Source organism: uncultured Fibrobacter sp. (assembly GCF_947305105.1).
In the GTDB taxonomy this organism is placed as follows: Bacteria; Fibrobacterota; Fibrobacteria; order Fibrobacterales; family Fibrobacteraceae; genus Fibrobacter.
The window spans coordinates 73,707-91,021 of sequence record NZ_CAMZCS010000003.1 but is presented as its reverse complement, the minus strand read 5'-3'; the positions used below and the strand labels follow the sequence as shown (position 1 = coordinate 91,021).

At 55.2% G+C, this 17,315-nt stretch carries 16 protein-coding genes; 4 read left to right on the top strand and 12 right to left on the bottom strand.

The features are described 5' to 3' along the window. The first annotated feature begins 38 nt into the window (after window positions 1-38). Together Q0Y46_RS02490 and Q0Y46_RS02485 are read left to right on the top strand one after the other, a co-directional pair. Complete coding sequence (locus tag Q0Y46_RS02490; protein ID WP_290960217.1) at window positions 39-338, top strand: HU family DNA-binding protein; 300 nt, start codon at window positions 39-41, stop codon at window positions 336-338. A gap of 129 nt (window positions 339-467) precedes the next feature. Then, on the top strand, window positions 468-635 hold the full coding sequence (locus Q0Y46_RS02485; RefSeq protein ID WP_295684588.1) for a hypothetical protein: 168 nt from the start codon (window positions 468-470) through the stop codon (window positions 633-635). Between the two features lie 42 nt (window positions 636-677). On the opposite strand, the gene Q0Y46_RS02480 is transcribed toward Q0Y46_RS02485, so the two are convergent. Beyond that, window positions 678-887, bottom strand: a complete 210-nt coding sequence (locus Q0Y46_RS02480; protein ID WP_295684585.1) for a hypothetical protein — start codon at window positions 885-887, stop codon at window positions 678-680. A 36-nt stretch (window positions 888-923) separates the two neighbouring features. Here Q0Y46_RS02480 and carB point away from each other — a divergent pair, with 36 nt between their 5' ends. After that, a complete protein-coding gene (gene carB / locus Q0Y46_RS02475; RefSeq protein WP_297944493.1) occupies window positions 924-4,142 on the top strand; it encodes a carbamoyl-phosphate synthase large subunit in 3,219 nt (1,072 codons plus the stop codon). 197 nt (window positions 4,143-4,339) lie between these two features. Here the strand turns inward: carB and Q0Y46_RS02470 are convergent, their stop codons facing one another. From Q0Y46_RS02470 to Q0Y46_RS02420, 11 genes are all read right to left on the bottom strand, one after another. Further along, window positions 4,340-4,813, bottom strand: a complete 474-nt coding sequence (locus tag Q0Y46_RS02470; protein WP_173843506.1) for a TraR/DksA C4-type zinc finger protein — start codon at window positions 4,811-4,813, stop codon at window positions 4,340-4,342. Window positions 4,814-4,915: 102 nt separating this feature from the next. Next, entirely contained in the window at window positions 4,916-5,830 is a 915-nt protein-coding gene (locus Q0Y46_RS02465; RefSeq protein ID WP_295683304.1) for an MlaD family protein, read from the bottom strand. A 2-nt stretch (window positions 5,831-5,832) separates the two neighbouring features. Next, window positions 5,833-6,864, bottom strand: a complete 1,032-nt coding sequence (hprK, locus tag Q0Y46_RS02460; protein ID WP_173843508.1) for an HPr(Ser) kinase/phosphatase — start codon at window positions 6,862-6,864, stop codon at window positions 5,833-5,835. A 3-nt stretch (window positions 6,865-6,867) separates the two neighbouring features. Next, the gene (gene raiA / locus Q0Y46_RS02455; RefSeq protein ID WP_173843509.1) at window positions 6,868-7,185 is read right to left on the bottom strand and encodes a ribosome-associated translation inhibitor RaiA; all 318 of its coding nucleotides are present in this window, start codon (window positions 7,183-7,185) and stop codon (window positions 6,868-6,870) included. Window positions 7,186-7,326: 141 nt separating this feature from the next. Next, on the bottom strand, window positions 7,327-8,967 hold the full coding sequence (rpoN, locus tag Q0Y46_RS02450; protein WP_297944487.1) for an RNA polymerase factor sigma-54: 1,641 nt from the start codon (window positions 8,965-8,967) through the stop codon (window positions 7,327-7,329). A gap of 10 nt (window positions 8,968-8,977) precedes the next feature. Further along, window positions 8,978-9,715: an LPS export ABC transporter ATP-binding protein gene (gene lptB, locus Q0Y46_RS02445; protein WP_173843511.1), complete on the bottom strand. Its 738-nt coding sequence runs from the start codon at window positions 9,713-9,715 to the stop codon at window positions 8,978-8,980. Beyond that, entirely contained in the window at window positions 9,712-11,121 is a 1,410-nt protein-coding gene (locus Q0Y46_RS02440) for a hypothetical protein (RefSeq protein ID WP_297944483.1), read from the bottom strand. Before Q0Y46_RS02440 ends, lptB begins: the two co-directional genes overlap by 4 nt. Next, window positions 11,118-12,128 carry an LPS export ABC transporter periplasmic protein LptC gene (gene lptC, locus Q0Y46_RS02435; RefSeq protein WP_297944480.1) on the bottom strand — a complete coding sequence of 337 codons (1,011 nt, stop codon included), beginning with the start codon at window positions 12,126-12,128 and terminating at the stop codon, window positions 11,118-11,120. The genes Q0Y46_RS02440 and lptC overlap by 4 nt, the downstream gene beginning before the upstream one ends. Before the next feature lie 85 nt (window positions 12,129-12,213). Further along, a complete protein-coding gene (locus Q0Y46_RS02430; RefSeq protein ID WP_297944477.1) occupies window positions 12,214-14,226 on the bottom strand; it encodes a sulfatase-like hydrolase/transferase in 2,013 nt (670 codons plus the stop codon). A gap of 56 nt (window positions 14,227-14,282) precedes the next feature. Next, window positions 14,283-14,756, bottom strand: a complete 474-nt coding sequence (locus Q0Y46_RS02425; RefSeq protein ID WP_073189284.1) for a 2-oxoacid:acceptor oxidoreductase family protein — start codon at window positions 14,754-14,756, stop codon at window positions 14,283-14,285. Window positions 14,757-14,768: 12 nt separating this feature from the next. Then, window positions 14,769-16,436 (bottom strand): thiamine pyrophosphate-dependent enzyme, encoded by a 1,668-nt coding sequence (locus Q0Y46_RS02420; protein ID WP_290735951.1) that lies wholly within the window; start codon window positions 16,434-16,436, stop codon window positions 14,769-14,771. Window positions 16,437-16,561: 125 nt separating this feature from the next. Here Q0Y46_RS02420 and Q0Y46_RS02415 point away from each other — a divergent pair, with 125 nt between their 5' ends. Further along, complete coding sequence (locus Q0Y46_RS02415) at window positions 16,562-17,302, top strand: hypothetical protein (protein WP_297944471.1); 741 nt, start codon at window positions 16,562-16,564, stop codon at window positions 17,300-17,302. Window positions 17,303-17,315 lie beyond the last annotated feature (13 nt).

Below are 17,315 nucleotides of genomic sequence, written 5' to 3'. Positions count from 1 at the left end.
ACCATACTTTTCTTAAAACCTAACTCAAGGAGTTGAAAATGAACAAACAAGATCTCATTGAAGCCATCCTCGCCAACAAGGACGCTGGTTTAGAATCCAAGGCTGCTGCTGGCCGCGCTGTCGACGCTGTGCTCGACGGTATCGCCGCTGGCATCAAGAAGGACGGCAACGTCCAGCTGATCGGCTTCGGCACCTTCTCTGTCAAGGTTCGCGCTGCCCGTACCGGCCGCAACCCGCAGACTGGCGCTACCATCAAGATCAAGGCTTCCAAGACCGTCGGCTTCAAGGCCGGTACTGCTCTCAAGGCCGACGCTGCCAAGAGCAAGGCTAAGAAGTAATCTTGTTGTAGACAAGGTTTTTAAGGGGACTACCTCCATAGGTGGTCCCTTTTTATTTTATATACAATTATCCTATTTACTTTTTTTCTATAATAATTAGAGTTAAACCAATTGCAAGGGACGATGACTATGCTAAAAAAATTCATTTTCTTGGCACTACTCAGTATTTTCACCCTTTCCGCCTGTGGCGGCAGCGATTCCGTTAGCGACGATTGCGACGACCAGGACGAGGAATGCCTGAATTATGACGATGACGACGAAGATGATGAGGATGAGGACGAAGAAGAGGGATACTAGGGGAATAGTTAAAAAAAACATTGCAGAACCTTGCTCTTTATTCTATATTTGCGCAAGTTTAAGCCTTGAGTGATTTAGACAAAAAATGAAAAGAATTCTTGCAATGTCGAAGCCCAATGCAATTTGCGCAATCCACTGCGCAACGGCAGTCGGTTTTTTCAAGGGTTCTATTTTTTTTGATTTTGCTGGACTTTTTAGTTCAGCATTTTTTTTACCCATTAAGTTCCCTGAGCTTGCCGAAGGGAACATCATTAGGATTTAATAATTAGTCAAACGGAGAATACTAAAATGAAGATTGAAGGCATCGACAAAGTCCTTATCATTGGTTCCGGCCCGATCGTGATCGGTCAGGCTTGCGAATTCGACTATTCCGGCACCCAGGCTTGTAAGGCCCTGCGCGAACAGGGTTACAAGATCGTGCTCGTGAACTCCAACCCGGCTACCATCATGACCGACCCGGTCATGGCCGATGCCACTTACATCGAACCGCTGAACGTCGCCCGCTTGACCCAGATTATCGAGAAGGAACGCCCGCAGGCCCTCCTCCCGAACTTGGGCGGCCAGACCGGCTTGAACCTCGCTTGCGCCCTCAACAAGGCCGGCGTCTTGGACAAGTACGGCGTGAAGGTCATCGGTGTGAACCTCGACGCTATCGAACGCGGCGAAGACCGTGAAGTCTTCAAGGAAACCATGCAGAAGCTCGGTATCGAGACTCCGCGCTCCGGCATTTGCCACTCCGTGGAAGAAGCCGAAAAGATCGTGGCCGAAATCGGTTACCCGGTTGTCGTTCGCCCGGCATACACCATGGGTGGTGCAGGCGGCGGTTTCTGCTACAACGTGGAAGAACTCCGCACCATTTGCTCCAACGGTCTTGAACTCTCGATGACGCACCAGTGCCTCATCGAAGAATCCATCCTCGGTTGGGAAGAACTCGAAGTCGAAGTGGTCCGCGACTCCAAGAACCAGATGATCGCCATCTGCTTCATCGAAAACATTGACCCGGTGGGCGTGCATACCGGTGACTCCTTCTGCGCAGCCCCGTTCCTCACCATCGACAAGGCCCTCGAAGAACGCCTCAAGCGCGACGCCTTCAAGATTGTGGAATCCATCGGCGTGATCGGCGGTACGAACGTTCAGTTCGCTCACGACCCGAAGACGGGCCGCGTGGTGATCATCGAAATCAACCCGCGTACCTCTCGCTCCTCCGCTCTTGCTTCCAAGGCTACCGGCTTCCCGATTGCTCTCATTTCTGCAAAGCTCGCCGCAGGCCTCACCCTCGATCAGATTCCGTACTGGCGCGACGGCTCCCTCGAAAAGTACACCCCGAGCGGTGACTACGTGGTGCTCAAGTTCGCTCGCTGGGCATTCGAAAAGTTCCGCGGCGTCGATGACTGCCTCGGCACCCAGATGAAGGCCGTGGGCGAAGTCATGGCTATCGGCAAGACCTACAAGGAAACCCTCCAGAAGGCTATCCGCGGTCTCGAAAACGGTCGCTCCGGCCTCGGCTTTGCGAAGGACTTCAACAAGAAGAGCAAGGAAGAACTCCTTGAAATGATGAAGACCGCTTCTTCTGAACGCCACTTCCAGATGTACGAAGCCATCCGTAAGGGTGCTACCGACGAAGAAATCTTCGCCGCCACCTACGAAAAGGCCTACTTCGTGCAGCAGATGCGCGAACTCGTGGAACTCGAAGAAGAAATGCTCAAGACTCCGGGTCGCCTGCCTGCTGACGAACTCCTCATCAAGGCCAAGAAGGACGGCTTCAGCGACAAGTACATCGCCAAGATCCTCGGCATCCGCGAAAAGGACGTGCGCAAGAAGCGCACCGAACTCGGCGTGGTCGAAGGCTGGTGTGCCGTGCCGGTGAGCGGTGTGGAAAACCAGTTCTACTACTACAGCACCTACAACTGCAAGGACGAATCGACCGCTACAGACAACGCCAAGAAGATCATGATCCTCGGCGGTGGCCCGAACAGAATCGGTCAGGGTATCGAATTTGACTACTGCTGCTGCCACGCTGCAATGGCTCTCCGCGAAATGGGTTACGAAACCATCATGGTGAACTGCAACCCCGAAACGGTTTCTACCGACTACGATACTTCCGACAAGCTGTACTTCGAACCGGTCAGCCTCGAAGACGTTCTCCAGATTTACCACAAGGAAAAGCCGGCTGGCGTCATCGTGCAGTTCGGTGGCCAGACTCCGCTGAACATCGCCCGCGCCCTCTCCGACGAAGGCGTGAAGATTCTCGGTACGAGCATCGACTCCATCGATATCGCCGAAGACCGTGACTTGTTCCGCAAGATGATGGACCAGCTCGGCATTCCGATGCCGGAAAGCGGCATGGCCACGAACATCGACGAAGCCCTCGCTTGCGTCAAGCAGATCGGTGGCTACCCGGTGATGATCCGCCCGAGCTTCGTGCTTGGCGGCCGCGGCATGGAAGTCATCTACGACGAAAACATGCTCCGCGAATACGTGGCGAAGGCTGTGGGCGTGACCCCGGACCGTCCGCTCCTCATCGACCGCTTCCTCCACAACGCTTTGGAATGCGAAGCCGACGCCCTCTCCGACGGCGAACACGTTTACATCCCGTCCGTGATGGAACACGTGGAACTTGCCGGTGTCCACTCCGGTGACTCCGCCTGCATTATCCCGCCGGTGACCATCACTAAGGAAAACCTCGCCACCATCAAGGATTACACGCGCAAGATCGCTGAAGCCCTCCACGTGTGCGGCCTCATGAACATGCAGTACGCTATCGAAGACGGCAAGGTGTTCGTGCTCGAAGCGAACCCGCGCGCATCCCGCACGGTGCCTCTGGTCTCCAAGGTTTGTAACACGCAGATGGCCCGCCTCGCGACCCGCCTGATGCTCGGTGCCAAGCTCGAAGACCTCAAGCTCAAGGACAAGAAGTTCAACCACCACGGCGCCAAGGAAGCTGTGTTCCCGTTCGACAAGTTCCCGAAGGTGGACCCGGTTCTCGGCCCCGAAATGCGCTCCACCGGCGAAGTGCTCGGCCTCTCCGACGACTATGCCCTGGCCTACTACAAGAGCCAGGAAGCCGCAGGTTCCTTCCTCCCGAACGAAGGTGCCGTGCTGATTAGCCTCTCCGATAAGGTTAACTTGTCTGAACAGGCCATCGAAATCGGCAAGGAATTCCAGAAGCTCGGCTTCAAGATTTACGCTACCGAAGGTACCGCCAGGTTCTACGAAGCCGCCGGTGTCAAGTGCGAAGTGGTGAACAAGATTGCTGAAGGTCGCCCGAACGTTCTCGATATCATCCTGAACAAGCAGGTGAACCTCATCATCAACACGCCGTGGGCAAAGCGCGACGCCATCAAGGACGAAAGCGCTATCCGCAAGGCCGCCATCAAGTACAAGGTTCCTTACATCACGACCCTCGCCGGTGCCTACAACACCGTGAAGGGCATCGCCGCCGCCCGCAACGGCCATGGTGCTGTGAAGAGCTTGCAGGAGTACCATGCAAGCATCGAAGAGATCTAAGGTCCCTGAAGGTCGCTGAGTAAGGTCCCTGAGCTTGTCGAAGGGCCGAAGCGCCGTCTCAGCGCGTCATTGCGAGGGGCGAATAGCCCCGAAACAATCCAGAACTTAAAAAGGACTGCAGCAATGCAGTCCTTTTTTCGTAAAATCCAAATGAACGGCTTTGTCTAAGAGCGCCGTTTTCAGAAGCGTCAAGAAAACTAGCGGCCAGCGTTCTTGCGCATCATTTCTTTGCGCTGCTCTTCGGCAAAGAGCTTCGCCATCTCGATGCGGTTGTTTTCCTGTTCCTTCTTCTTGGTCTCTTCCTTGCAGTTCACGCACTTGGTTGCCGTCGGGACGGCGATAAGGCGGGCCTTCGGGATGAGTTCCTGGCAAACCTTGCACACGCCGAAGGTGCCCTTACGGATGCGCGTGAGCGCCTCTTCGAGGTACACGAGGTATTTGCCTTCGCGGGCAGCAAGCGAGAAGTTCGTTTCGAGGGAATTGTAATCCGTGGCGGAATCGGCACTGTCAGAATCGGCGCCGTCACCGGCTTGGGCTTTTTGCCCCTGGAACACGTTGGCCTTTTCGGACTCGCTCTGGGCAGTCACCAACTGGCGGCGCTTTTCCAACAGCATCTCCTCAAAAAACTTGAGATCGGCATCGCTCATTCTTGCGGGTTTCTTTTCGGCCATAATATGAACTCCTTCTAGTAGAGTAATTTAGACGTATTGCACCAGGGGTGCCCGTTGTCGTTGTAATCTATCCTTTTTGTTTACAAAAAGCAACACCCAATGTTAAAAAATATCCACATTCAATTTCAAGCCCTGCTTTTTCAGGTCCTCGATTAAGGCATCGATATCTGCCGCGGTCCGGTCCAGTTCCTCCGATAACCGGCCTTTTTCGGCCAAAATCAGCCCAATTGAGTTGTCATCGGCTCCCATCTTCTTCACAAGGGTGTCTGCATAAGTCTGGAGAGACTTCGTCTTCTCGATGAGGTCCTTGACCCGAGGAAGGATCTCTTTTGCCCTCTCGGCGGCCTCTCCACCCCTTTCCACCACGACATCCAGTTCGGAATCCACATTGGCCAGGAGCGTACTGCAATCGCTCAGAAGCGTATCCAGTTCAGATTTCCACCTCTTGATGCGGACCGTCACGGTAGACACAAGCCGTGTCGCCTTCCGCCCCACGCGCATCACCTGCTCGTCCATCGGGCGAATCACGGTACTGTCCGTCGCTTCGAGTTCCTGTCGAATTTCGCGGATACCTGCAAGAATCTCGCGAAGGCTCCGGGTAATGCCTGCGGCACCTTCTTCGTACATGCCCTTCACGGTATCGCCGTCAGCAATGTATTCCTTGCCATCACCCGAAAGCACGTTGAGTTCGCGTTCGCCCATGAGCCCTGCGGTAATGAGCCTGAACTGCGAGTTCTTGGGAATCTTCGTGCTGGCAAGCACCTCTGCCGTCACGTAAACCGCATCGTCGGTCAATTTCACGCTGAGTACCTGCCCGCAACCAATACCACGGACCGCAACCCGGTTACCCGGTTTGAGCGTACCAATCTTGTCGAAGCTCACGACAAACACCATGCGCTCGTGATACGGGCTGGACGGATGATAGAAAAACCATGCGCCGCAAATGCCTGTAAGCAGCACCACCGCGATACAGAACGGGATGATATTTTGCCTTATCTTGTAAACAACGTTATTCATCTTTATTCGTACGGAGACCAATGCTGCGGATCAACTTGCAAGAGGTCGTCGGAGTATTCACCCTTCGCCTTCGCCTTGATTTTCTGCATCAGGGTCTCGTTGAATTCTTGGGCCACGTTCTGGCCGTTCATCTTCATCAAAGCATTCATCGCGATAACTTCGGATATCACGGTCAAGTTCTTGCCCGGCGCCACAGGAATGATAACCTTCGGGATAGAGACGCCCATGATCGATTCCTGCTGTTCGTTCAGGCCCGTGCGGTCGTAGCTCACGTCTTGCCGCCACGGCTGGAGTTCCACGATGACCTCAATCTTTTTCACCTTGCGGATAGCATGGATACCGAACATCGAGCGGATGTCCAGAATTCCCACGCCGCGAATTTCCATGTGGTGCCGGATCAGCGGGTCGGGGCGGCCCACGATGCAGTTACCTACATGGCTGATATGCACGACATCGTCGGCGACCATGCGGTGGCCGCTTTCGACAAGGTCCAAGACGCATTCGGACTTGCCCACGTTGCTGTCGCCCACGTAGAGCATACCTATGCCGTAAACGTCGACCAAGCTCCCGTGGATAATGGCGTGCGGGGCAAAGTATTCTTCCAGGATGCGCTGGGAGAGCTTGTTAAATTCGTAAGTGTGGAGCGTCGTGAAAAACAGCGGTATGTGCAACTTGAGGCACATCTCGCGGAGCTCCTTGTGCGGGGTCTGGTCGTGCGTCACCACCCACATCGGGGCGTGAAAGACCGAAAGATTGTCAAAAATCTTTTTGCGGGCCTCGGGGCCAATCGATTCCAGATAGTTCCATTCTGTATGGCCCACCACCTGAATCTGCTGCGAACTGTACACTGCCGTATAGCCTGCCATGGCAAGCCCCGGGCGGTGAATACCACTCTCGGCAATGAAGGAGTCCAGGTCCTCTTCTGGAGAACACTGCACCATCTGCAGGTCCTTGCCGTAATGGCAAAAAAAGTCCCGCACCGAGAGCTTCTCCCGGTGCAGGATCTTGAGATCTTTCAGTTTATTGTCCGCCACGAACTATGCCAAATCGGAAAGCGGCTGTGCGCGGTGGTCGTTCTGCTTGTCGTTGGCCTTCTTCAGCTGGATCTTGGCGCGTTCAAGAGCCACATCCACTGCCTTGCCCATGTTTTCTTCATCGGCAGACGCCACAACCACGGAACCAGTAATGTTGATGGAAATTTCGCAATGACGCAGATGTTCCACTTCGTGGTCTAGGATGACGGAGGCGCTAGTGATGTTCGGGTAAAAACGAGCGAGTTTATCCATTTCTTCCTGAATACGATCCTGGAGACCGGCAGATGCATTAAAATGACGAGCAGAAAAATTGATATCCATAGTAAAACCTCCGTGAGTTTTAGAGCAGAAGGGTACTTTCCATTCCGCATTAAGAGTATATACATCTTTTTTGGCAAAAAAAACAACCTTTTCGCACATTTTTGCTACAAAATTACCATCCAAACGGGAATAATGCCCAAATTAGACCATTTTCCGCAATCGGGCGGGCAAAATTTTGAGCTCTTCCTCCCTGTATTTGGCCACCGTGCGGCGGGCGACCTTGATCCCCTGCTCCAAAAGTTTATCGGCAATGGCCTGGTCCGAGAGGGGCTTTTTCTTGTCTTCGGCGGCCACGAGCGCCTTGATGGTGTCCAAAATCTGGGCCGAACCGACCACGGCGGCATCGGAGGATTCCCCTTGCTTGACGCCAGAAGTGAAGAAATCCTTCAGTTCGCGCACACCGAATGGCGTTTCCACGTACTTGCCGTTTGTCACGCGGTTCACGGTGCTCACGTCGCGGCCCACGTCGTCGGCGATTTCTTGCAAAATCATGGGTTTGAGCGCGGCCGGGCCCTTCTCGAAGAAATCCTTCTGGCGCTTGACGATGGCACGCATGACCAGTTCCATGGTAGAATGGCGGTTGTCTACAGCCGTCATGAACTCCTTCGCACGGCGGAGCTTGTCCGCAATAAAATCGCGGTCAGCCTTGGGCAAGCTCTTGTTCTGCAACATTTCAAGGTACATCTTGTTTATGCGCAGGGACTTCTGGCTCCTGGACTTGAAGACCTCGACCTCGAAATGGCCGCGTTTCTCGTACACGCGCATGTCCGGCGAAATCGACATGGAAGGGGCGTTAGAAATCTGGAGACCGGGGTGCGGGGTCAGTCGGGCAAGGTTGCCTACAGCCTGCTGGATGGAGTCGGTCGACACGCCCAGATCCTTGGCAATCTTTGCATAGCGCAGCGCGTTCAGGTCGTCGAAATGCGTCTCGAGAATGCGGATAGCAAGTTCGGGGAAATCCGGGATAGCATAAGCCTGAATGAGGAAACATTCTCGCAAATCGCGGGCGCCAATGCCGCGAGGCTGGAACGACTGCAAGACGTGGAAAGCCTCGCGGACAGGGAGCGATGCCTCGTCCAGTTCTTTTTCGTGGGACAACACCGACTCAATCTCGACGACGAAGGCATCGCTCGCCATTGCTCTCGCAATGGCCGCGCCCGCCTTGAGCCCCTGAACAAAGCCGTTCTCATCCAATGAATTGATAAGGTACTCCACCAAGCTACGGAAATGCGCATCGTCGCAACCGGCCTCGCGTAACTGCTGCTGCAACTCGTGCGTCCCGTTCCATTCGCGCAGCTGGTTCTTGAGCTTGTCTTGCAGGCTCAGGTCCACGTCCTTCACAGGGCGGTCCCACTCGTCGTCCGGATCTGCTGGCCCGGCGTTCAAATCTTTGAAAGGAGCGTCGGTGTCGGAGTAGCCGTCGTTCAGGTAGGAACCCCAATCCAGTTCGGCATTCGTCGCACCGTCAAGCATACCGCGGTCCACCGCAGCGCTGTCGTCCAGGTCGCCGCGTTCGTATTCACGCGGGTCAATGGACTCGCCCGAGTTGGCCTCATCGTCGCCATGGGAATCCCTGTTCTCTGCCTCGGCGGCATAGTCCTCGTACGAAATGTCGTCGCCGCCGTCGTCCAATTCCAGAAGTGGATTCGCCTCGACCTCCTCCTTGATGGCGGTCTCAAGTTCCAGCGAGTTCTTCTGCAGGATGGTCACGGACTGCAGCAACTGCGGCGAGAGCGTCTGCTCCAGCCGTTGGCTTTGTCCAAGCTGCATCGTAACGTCCATCTAAAATCTCCTAGTCCAGGCGGAAACTGTCGCCCAGGTAAATGCGCCTTGCTTCGGCGTCGTTTGCGAGATGTTCCGACGAACCTTCCGTCAGCACCTGGCTCTTGTACATAATGTAGGCGCGGTCCGTAATCGAGAGCGTCTCGCGCACGTTATGGTCGGTAATCAAAATGCCCATGCCCTTGTCCTTGAGCCCAGAGATAATGGACTGGATGTCGGCCACGGCGATGGGGTCGATGCCTGCGAACGGTTCGTCGAGCAAAAGGAACGAGGGATCGCTTGCCAAGGCGCGCGCAATCTCCAGGCGGCGGCGTTCACCACCCGAGCAGCTCATCGACTTTGTCTTGCGGATATGCGTAATCTTAAATTCCTCAAGGAGTTCTTCCAAACGGCGCTTGCGTTCGCGACGCTTCATGTCTTGCGTCTCGAGGATAGCCATGATATTGTTTTCCACAGAGAGCTTGCGGAAAATGGAAGCTTCCTGCGGCAAGTAGCCGAGCCCGAGGCGAGCGCGCTTGTACATGGGCTTGTCCGTCATTTCCACGTCGTCCAAAAAGATGTGGCCAGCATCGGGGCGGACCATACCCACAATCATGTAGAACGTAGTCGTCTTCCCGGCACCATTCGGCCCGAGCAACCCGACAATTTCACCCTGCGACACGCTGATAGACACGTCGCTCACCACCTGGCGTCCGCCGTAAATCTTGCGCAGTTTGTCGGTGCGTATGGTACTCACTAGGTTCTTCATGGTTTACCCTCCGTGCTTGCGGGTTGCTTTTTGGGAGCGGGTGCAGGCGTTGTCCCATTCTTCGATGTAGGCTGTTTCGGAGCCGGAGCAGGCCCGTTTTTAGACTTCGGAGCCGGTGCGACCGTCTTTCCCGTAGGTGTTACAGCCTTCCCCTTAGACGCATCCGTCTTCCCTGTAGGAGCAGGTGCCACGACTTTCGCAGTTGAATCGTTTTTCGCAGCAGCCTTTGCAATCCTATCATTCGCAATCTTGCTTATGGAATCAAGTTCAGCCGCCTTTTTCTGGCGAGCCGTCTTTTCCATATCCACATAACGCCCGCTTGCCATGGTGCCGCCACCCAAGAGCCTGAGCGACTTCACGGCATTTTTCTGCGCATCGAAAAGCAAATGGATTGTGTCGCCCGTAGCCTCGTTCTTGCCCGCCACAGTGCGGTCCTTCTTCACAAAAAAGTAGGTGCTCTGCGCCTTGCCCGACACAACGGCCCTGTCCATCTTGCCCTTCTTAAAGAAAAGGTCTAGGCGGTCGCCATCCATCAAATTGCGGTATTCCTTCAAATCGTTTTCGTAGAAAAATCCACGCGCATTCAAGTTTACATACAAACGCTCTATCTTGCCATCGTTGAACTCGGCATAAAGCGTATCGCCAAAAGCCTCAGTCACATGCCCTGGAGCGCCACGCTTGTCTTCTTCTTGTTGCACACCGTGCGCATTGCGGATAACCAGGGCCGACTGGAGCTGTTTACCCGTCGAATCGAGAACCATGAAAATGGAATCGCCCGTGAGGTGGTAGTTCTTCATGTCGCAAGTCGGGTGGCCCGTCAGCGAAAGCCAATTGTTCTTGCGGTCAAAATAACCTGTGTCACAAGTGACAATCATATCCTTCTGCGTGAGTTTTACGTCTTTGTAAGCCTCGGCAAAAGATTCCTTCTTGTTGAAGATGATGCGACGCGCCTCGATGGTCACCGTATCGACCGTACTGTCTTTGTGCGTCTCGAACTGGAAAAGTTTCGGGCGGTCGGGCATGGTGAGGATTTCTTGCTCGCGGTCGTAAATCAGGTACTCGCCTTTGAAAGCATACGTGTGCGCAGAGTCGCCCGCATTCACGTCGCCACGGGCCGTGGCCATGCTGTTCTTCTTTTGGTAAATGCCCTCCTGCGCTTGGATATAGCCGGAGGGGTGCGTGAACAAGAAGCCCCCGTTGCAAGTCACCATCTCGGCGTCCTTGTTCCACGTGGCATACTCCGTACGGAATTCAATACTGTCGTGGACAAAGAAAACGCTCCCCTGCAAATTCAAGATGCCTCGAGTACGCGCGACATTCAGATTATCCGCATGCTTCATGATAAGCGGCGACGACGAAAACGCAGTCGATGCAAGCAGCAAAAGGAGAACGGCAAGGCGCATCATTTCTTGGCGCTCCCGGAAGAATCTTTTTTCGCAGGCGCAGGTGCCGGAGCGGGACCAGGAGCAGGTGCAGCAGAATCCTTTGCCGGTTTCGGGCGCATGTGGTGCATGAGAGATCTGCGGGACTGTTTGAGCAATTCCGCATCGGCCTCCGGGTTCATCTCGCGCGGGCCGGTAGAGGTGTCAAGCGCGGCGGAGGAGGCCGGAGGAGCCGGAGATGTCGAAGTCGCAGAAGATGCCTGTGCCGGAGCCTGCTGGCCAGCAGGAGCCGCGGCGCCTGGGTTCGCAGGTGCAGGCGCGGGCTGCCCCGCCTGGGGAGCCGGCGCCGGATTTTGCGGTGCATTCGTTGCATTCGACGCATTGGCCTTCTGCACGGAATCGGCCTTCAGGGAATCCAACGCATGTTCCTTGGCCTCTTTCTGGTCTTCTTCTTTCAGGCGGTTTGCCGCATCCTGGAAAATGGCCGTCACGTTCGCAAGGATTTTCCAGTTGTCCATCCTCGCATCACTTTCGAAACCCTTGCCCTGCAACACGTCGCCGTCTTCGGAAACCACGCGCACGTAGCTCTCCGTGCGCACAAGGTTATCTGCCTTATTCCAAATAAGCGAATCCGCACGGACCGAAGCTCCCTTCGGGGTCAGGGCGTACACGTGGCCATAGGCGTTCACGTAGGTAAACTTCATGTCGAACCGGCCAGAATCAGCGCGCATGAATGCGGCTCGTTCTCCCAAAGAGTCATAGATGTCCACGAAAATCGGGCGGACAAACACAATCTCCTTGTCGGCCCAGCGTTCCAGGTAGGCCGTCTTTAATTTCCACGAAAGCACATTGCCGTTGTAACTGTCGAGCAAGGTGGTATCGGTGAAGAGCATCTGCGGGCGGTCCACCTGGATCCACGGCTTTTCTTCTTCGATTTCTTCGCAACCCGCAAAAAACGCAAGGGCCCAAAGCAAAAACACGGCGACAAGGAAGCCGCCATTCCCGGCGCCTTCCTTTTTAAACTTATGCAAGTTATGCAAAAATCGTGCCACGAGTACAATTTACAAATTATAACGCACAGAAAAAAGCCCAAAGGGCCTGTGCGGGCACGCGAAATCAAGGACGGAGCTTATTGCTGTTCACGATATACAGCCAAGCCTCGGCAGCATCGCGCATGGCCTTTTCGGTATCGGCGAAATCGGCAGGAATCGCCCCCAAACGCCGTCCGGTAACAAACCCTTCGGCCAGGTGCAAGGTATCCCAGTCCGGGACAAGCCGCGTGGCGAACACCGAAGACGCTTCCGGATCATCCATGTTGCCGTAGTAAATCAGGGAATCCCGCTGCATGGCAATGTCTGCAAGGCGGAACGAGAATACTGGAGCATACTGGGAGGTTGCGCGGAACAGGTAAGCCGGAGCCACCGCGGCAGAATCCCCTTGGGCAAGCGAATCAGCAGAATCCGCCGGAACTTCGGCAACGGCAGGTTCGTCAGCAATGCGTTCCAAAAGGGTATGGCCGACAAAGTTATTTGAAATTTCAAGACCAAGGTAATCCAAAATCGTCGGAGCAATGTCTACCTGCGAAACCACCTCAGTCTGGAGGCTAGGCTTGATTCCCGGGCCAACAACCATCAACGGCACCCACGTATAGCCTTCCTGCACAGTCCCGATATATTCCGGCGTCGTATGCTGTGCATTGTTGCCAAAAGCATGGTCACCCACTACAAAAATCAACGTCTGGTTGGCACGCGGGCCCTTCTCGATTTCGTCAAGGACAATGCCGACCGCGCTATCCATGTAAGCGACTGCCCTCACGTATGCCTCATCCGGGTCTTCGGGCGTCGGGCCATATTCAGAGGGAATGCTGAACGGCACATGCATGGAAGTACTCATCCAGTTCAAGAAAATTGGCTTGTCGGCAGGGCGCGAAGCGTAAACCTCGCGGAAGCGGTCAGCCAGCGGAACGTCGTGCTGATTTTCGCTCTTGAATTCCCAATGATTGAACCACGCCTCAAACCAGGGGTCCAGTTTGTCGAAACTCGGTTCCGTCGCCGTGAGCACATCGGTGTAGTAACCCGCATCCGAGAGAATCTGCGGCAAGGTGCGCAAGTTTGTCTTAGGGTAATCCGAGAGGAACGACTTTGTCGGGTGGCTCCACACGCCAGCAAGCACACCCAAAAAGCCCTCAACCGAGGGGTAACCCACACTGCGCGCGTTCGGGTAATAGAGCGCTTTCTTGGAAAGGCGGCAAAGGTTATGGAACTTTTCACAAGCCGTACCGATGCGCATATCGCCCGTCCAACCGCGGAAAGTCTCGATAGTGAGGAAGATGATGTCAGGTCTCTCGTCCATCGGCTTCGCCTTGAACTCGGCAATAGACACCGCCTCGCGCGGATACTCCTTCCAGAAGGGATATTCCTTCGACGGGTCGCCGCCCAACAGACGGATACCCGCCTCGTAGCCCTCGCCCTTCACAGGGTCGGCAAAGTTTTCGCGGATTTCTCCGGCAATGCGCCACAGCACCGGGCAAACGCGGTTCCAGCACATGTTGCTCGTGACCAGCCAAACACGGGCAGAGAGCCCAACGGCAGCGACAATCAGCAACATTCCGAGCGCAACCATCGCAGGTTTCTTGTGCGTGGAGCCGAACCATTTCCAGTACAACTTGCGGTACAGCATCACCACGGCAAAAATCGTAGCCGCGCCCCAGCCGATACTCAGCGAGAAATGCCCGATACCGCCAATAAAGATTCGCCCGACGAGGCCCATATCGGAGGCCGCGTTGGAATACGTACCAAAGAAGGAGAGCGAAAGGTGCTGGCCCATCCAGCGGACCAGTTCGTCGTCACCGCCACTAGCGACAATATACACGCCCGCGACAACAACCGAAAGCACACCCCACACCTTGCGCAGGGCATGGCCCTTCAGCAAAAGTGAAACCGAGCCGAACACGAAGGCAATCGCCATCGCCATACCCGCCTCGACAACCATCGACTGCGGGAAGAACCGCCCCCAATCCTCGACAATCGGCCCGCCCGTCGGAGCGTCCATCCAGTAGAGGAAACAGAGTTGCGCCACACGCGCCACCCACAAAAGGCAGCCGAAAACGACCCAGTATAACTTCTCCATAAAGCCCATCCTAAAAAAAGAACCGGCCTATACAATATAGGCCGGCAATCCGAATATTAGCCTTCGCGGCCAAGCATGAACGCCTTCTTGTTCCCTTCGTGGAACTTTTCGGCGAAAAGCTTGTTCAGGGCGACTTCCCACTGTTCGACGGTAAAGTCGAAGTGCTTGGAAAGCTTGCCGAGCATCGCGACGTTCAGGGCCTTCACGTTCTCGAGCTTCGAGACATCGATGTCCGCCGGAGTGAGGAGCACGCCGCCCTGCTTGAGGAAGGCCTCGTTCACCACGACCTGCGTCTCGTCGAATACCACCAGGTAGTCGGCTTCGCCAGTCGGGATCATCGGGGACTGCACTTCTTCGTCCTTCGCGAAGCGGACATCGGAAGCAATAGAACCGCCGCGCTGGCTCATGCCGTGCACTTCGGCCTTCTTCACGTCGTAACCCTGTTCGAACACGAGTTCCGCCATCACGTCGCTCGCCTTGATAACGCCTGTGCCACCGAGGCCGGCAAATTTCACGTTAACTACGCTCATAAAAACTTCTCCTTAAAAATTGCCGTTCTTTTTAGCAGCGGCTTCGGACTCGGCGAGAGCCTTTTCAGCCTTTTCCTTGTTGGCCTTGTCCCAGGCGAGGATGCTCTTGAGAGCGAGAATGCAGGGACTCTTCGCCACGATGAGCGTGAGCTCGTCCTTCTCGAGGGCTTCCTTCACGAGTTCCTTGAACTTCTCGGGTTCCTTGACCTGGTTCACTTCGTACACGTTGTCGAAACCGGCGGTCTTCGCGATGGCACCGTAGTCGAGCTTGTAGGCCGGGCTGTGGTCCAGATGGCGGCCCGTACCCGGGTGTTCCTGCTGGCCTGTCATGGCGGTGATGCTGTTGTCGAGAATGACGACCACATGGCCGGTGTCGGGGCGATTGTAGCCCGCTTCCACGAGACCGGTGATGCCGCTGTGAACAAACGTGGAGTCGCCAATCACGGAGACGACCTTCTTGGCCTGTTCGCGCGGGAGCACGTTGCGGAGACCGATACCCATGCCGATAGCGGCACCCATGTCAATCATGTAGTCCATCGCGCTGATGGGCGGGAGAGCGGCGAGCGTATAGCAGCCGATGTCGCCGGAGACGATGCAGTCGAGTTCCTTGAGCATGGCGAAAGAGCTGCGGTGCGGGCAGCCCGGGCAAAGCATAGGCGGCTTGCCCTTGACCGGAACCGGGTCCGGATTGCGATCGCCAGCGATAATGCGGCGCACGCGGTTCACGTCGAGTTCGCCAAAGCGGAAAATCGGGTCAAACTTGCTTTCGCACTGGATACCGGCGGCCTTGATGTTCTCGGCGAGCCACGGGTCGTTCTCTTCGATGACCATGAGGCGCTTGCCTTCGAACTTCTTGGCGAAATCCTTGATGAGCTGCATCGGCAGCGGGTAGGTCATGCCGAGCTTGAGGATGCTTGCTTCCGGGGCGGCTTCACGAACATGGTGGTAGCTGATGCCGCTCACGATGATACCGAAGTCCTCGCTGCGCATTTCCACCCGATTGGGGCCTTCCGCGACGTTCCAGGCTTCCATCTCGTCCATCTTGGCACGGAGACGGCGGCCGGCCGGCTTAGAGAAGCCGGGCACCATCACATGGCCGGCAATATTGCGTTCGAAGTTCGGCACCATAGCCGGGAGTTCTTCTTTGGGCACCACGATAGACTTGGAGTGGTCCACGCGGGTCGTCATGCGCAGGATGACGGGAATCTTGAACTTTTCGCTCGTCTGCACCGCAATGCGGAAGAAGTCGTAGGCTTCCTGGGAGTTGGAGGGCTCGAACATCGGGCAAACGGATGCCTTGGCGTGGTTGCGGGTATCCTGTTCGTTCTGGGAGCTGCCCTGACCCGGGTCGTCGGCAACGATCCACACCATGGCGCCGTCCACGCCCGTGTAGGTCGCGGTGTAGAGCACATCGCTAGCCACGTTGAGGCCCACCATCTTCATGGTGACCACGCTGCGGGCATGGCCAAAGGCTGCGCCCAGGGCCACTTCGGCGGCGACCTTCTCGTTCGGGGCCCACTGGGCATACCCGCCGAGTTCAGAATAGTCCTCGAGGATTTCGGTAGAGGGAGTACCCGGGTAACCTGCGGCAAACTGCACGTTGCAGTGGCGCATGGAAAGCGAGATGGCCTCGTTTCCCGAAATCAGCATCTTTTTCGCATTCGGATCAAAAGCTGGCATAGCGTTCCTTTTCTTGAGTCAAATTGTCCTTAAGGCATAACCTTAAACGCACGCAAATATAGAAAAAAACCAAATGTATTATATATTTACACAACAGCACAACCAATCAAACGGGAGCACCCATTATGAATTCCAGAATTATAGACACCGCAAAGGCCTTGGCCATGAGCATTCCCTTCGCCATCGCGCTATGCATGGTGGCCTGCAGCGGCGACAGCAGTAACGCCAGTAGCGCAGGAGACGACGAAACCGAAATAGATAGCGGCAAGGACAACGCCAAGTCCAGTTCTTCCGAAGCCGAGTCCAGCTCCTCCAGCGAGGAAGATTTTAGCAATACCCGTCATGTCTTCGAGAACGCGGGCTCCATAAATTTCAAGGAAGGCTGCGACCACCTTGACATAGACGACGAAATATGGGCCTACTACACAGTTCTCAGCAGCGAAACTTTTGGAGAAAGGCGTCTGGAACACTATGTGCTGGTCAACGACACCACCTATGTCGATTCGCTATACATCCGGGGCACAGGCTCTATGAGACAACTGGTGTGTTCAAGACCCGGTGATCACAGAGGAAGCTATAGTGGTACAAAGTGGAAGGGAACTGACGATGAACTGGAATGTTTCGATGACGAGGGCATCAAAACCATCACCATTTGGGAATTTTCCACGACCGACGACGTATTTTTCTGGGGTCTGGATGATGAAGAAACCAAGCAAGCCCTAAAGGAAAAACGGGAAAGGCTCTTTAACGAGCTCAAGGACGAATGCAAGTCGGAAACATCAAAGAAACTCGAATCAACGAAAAAGGACGAAGAAGAAGAGGTAGAAGAAGAGAACGAGGAGGAAGAAGAAGAGGAAGAGGACTAGCCCAGTTCGAGCT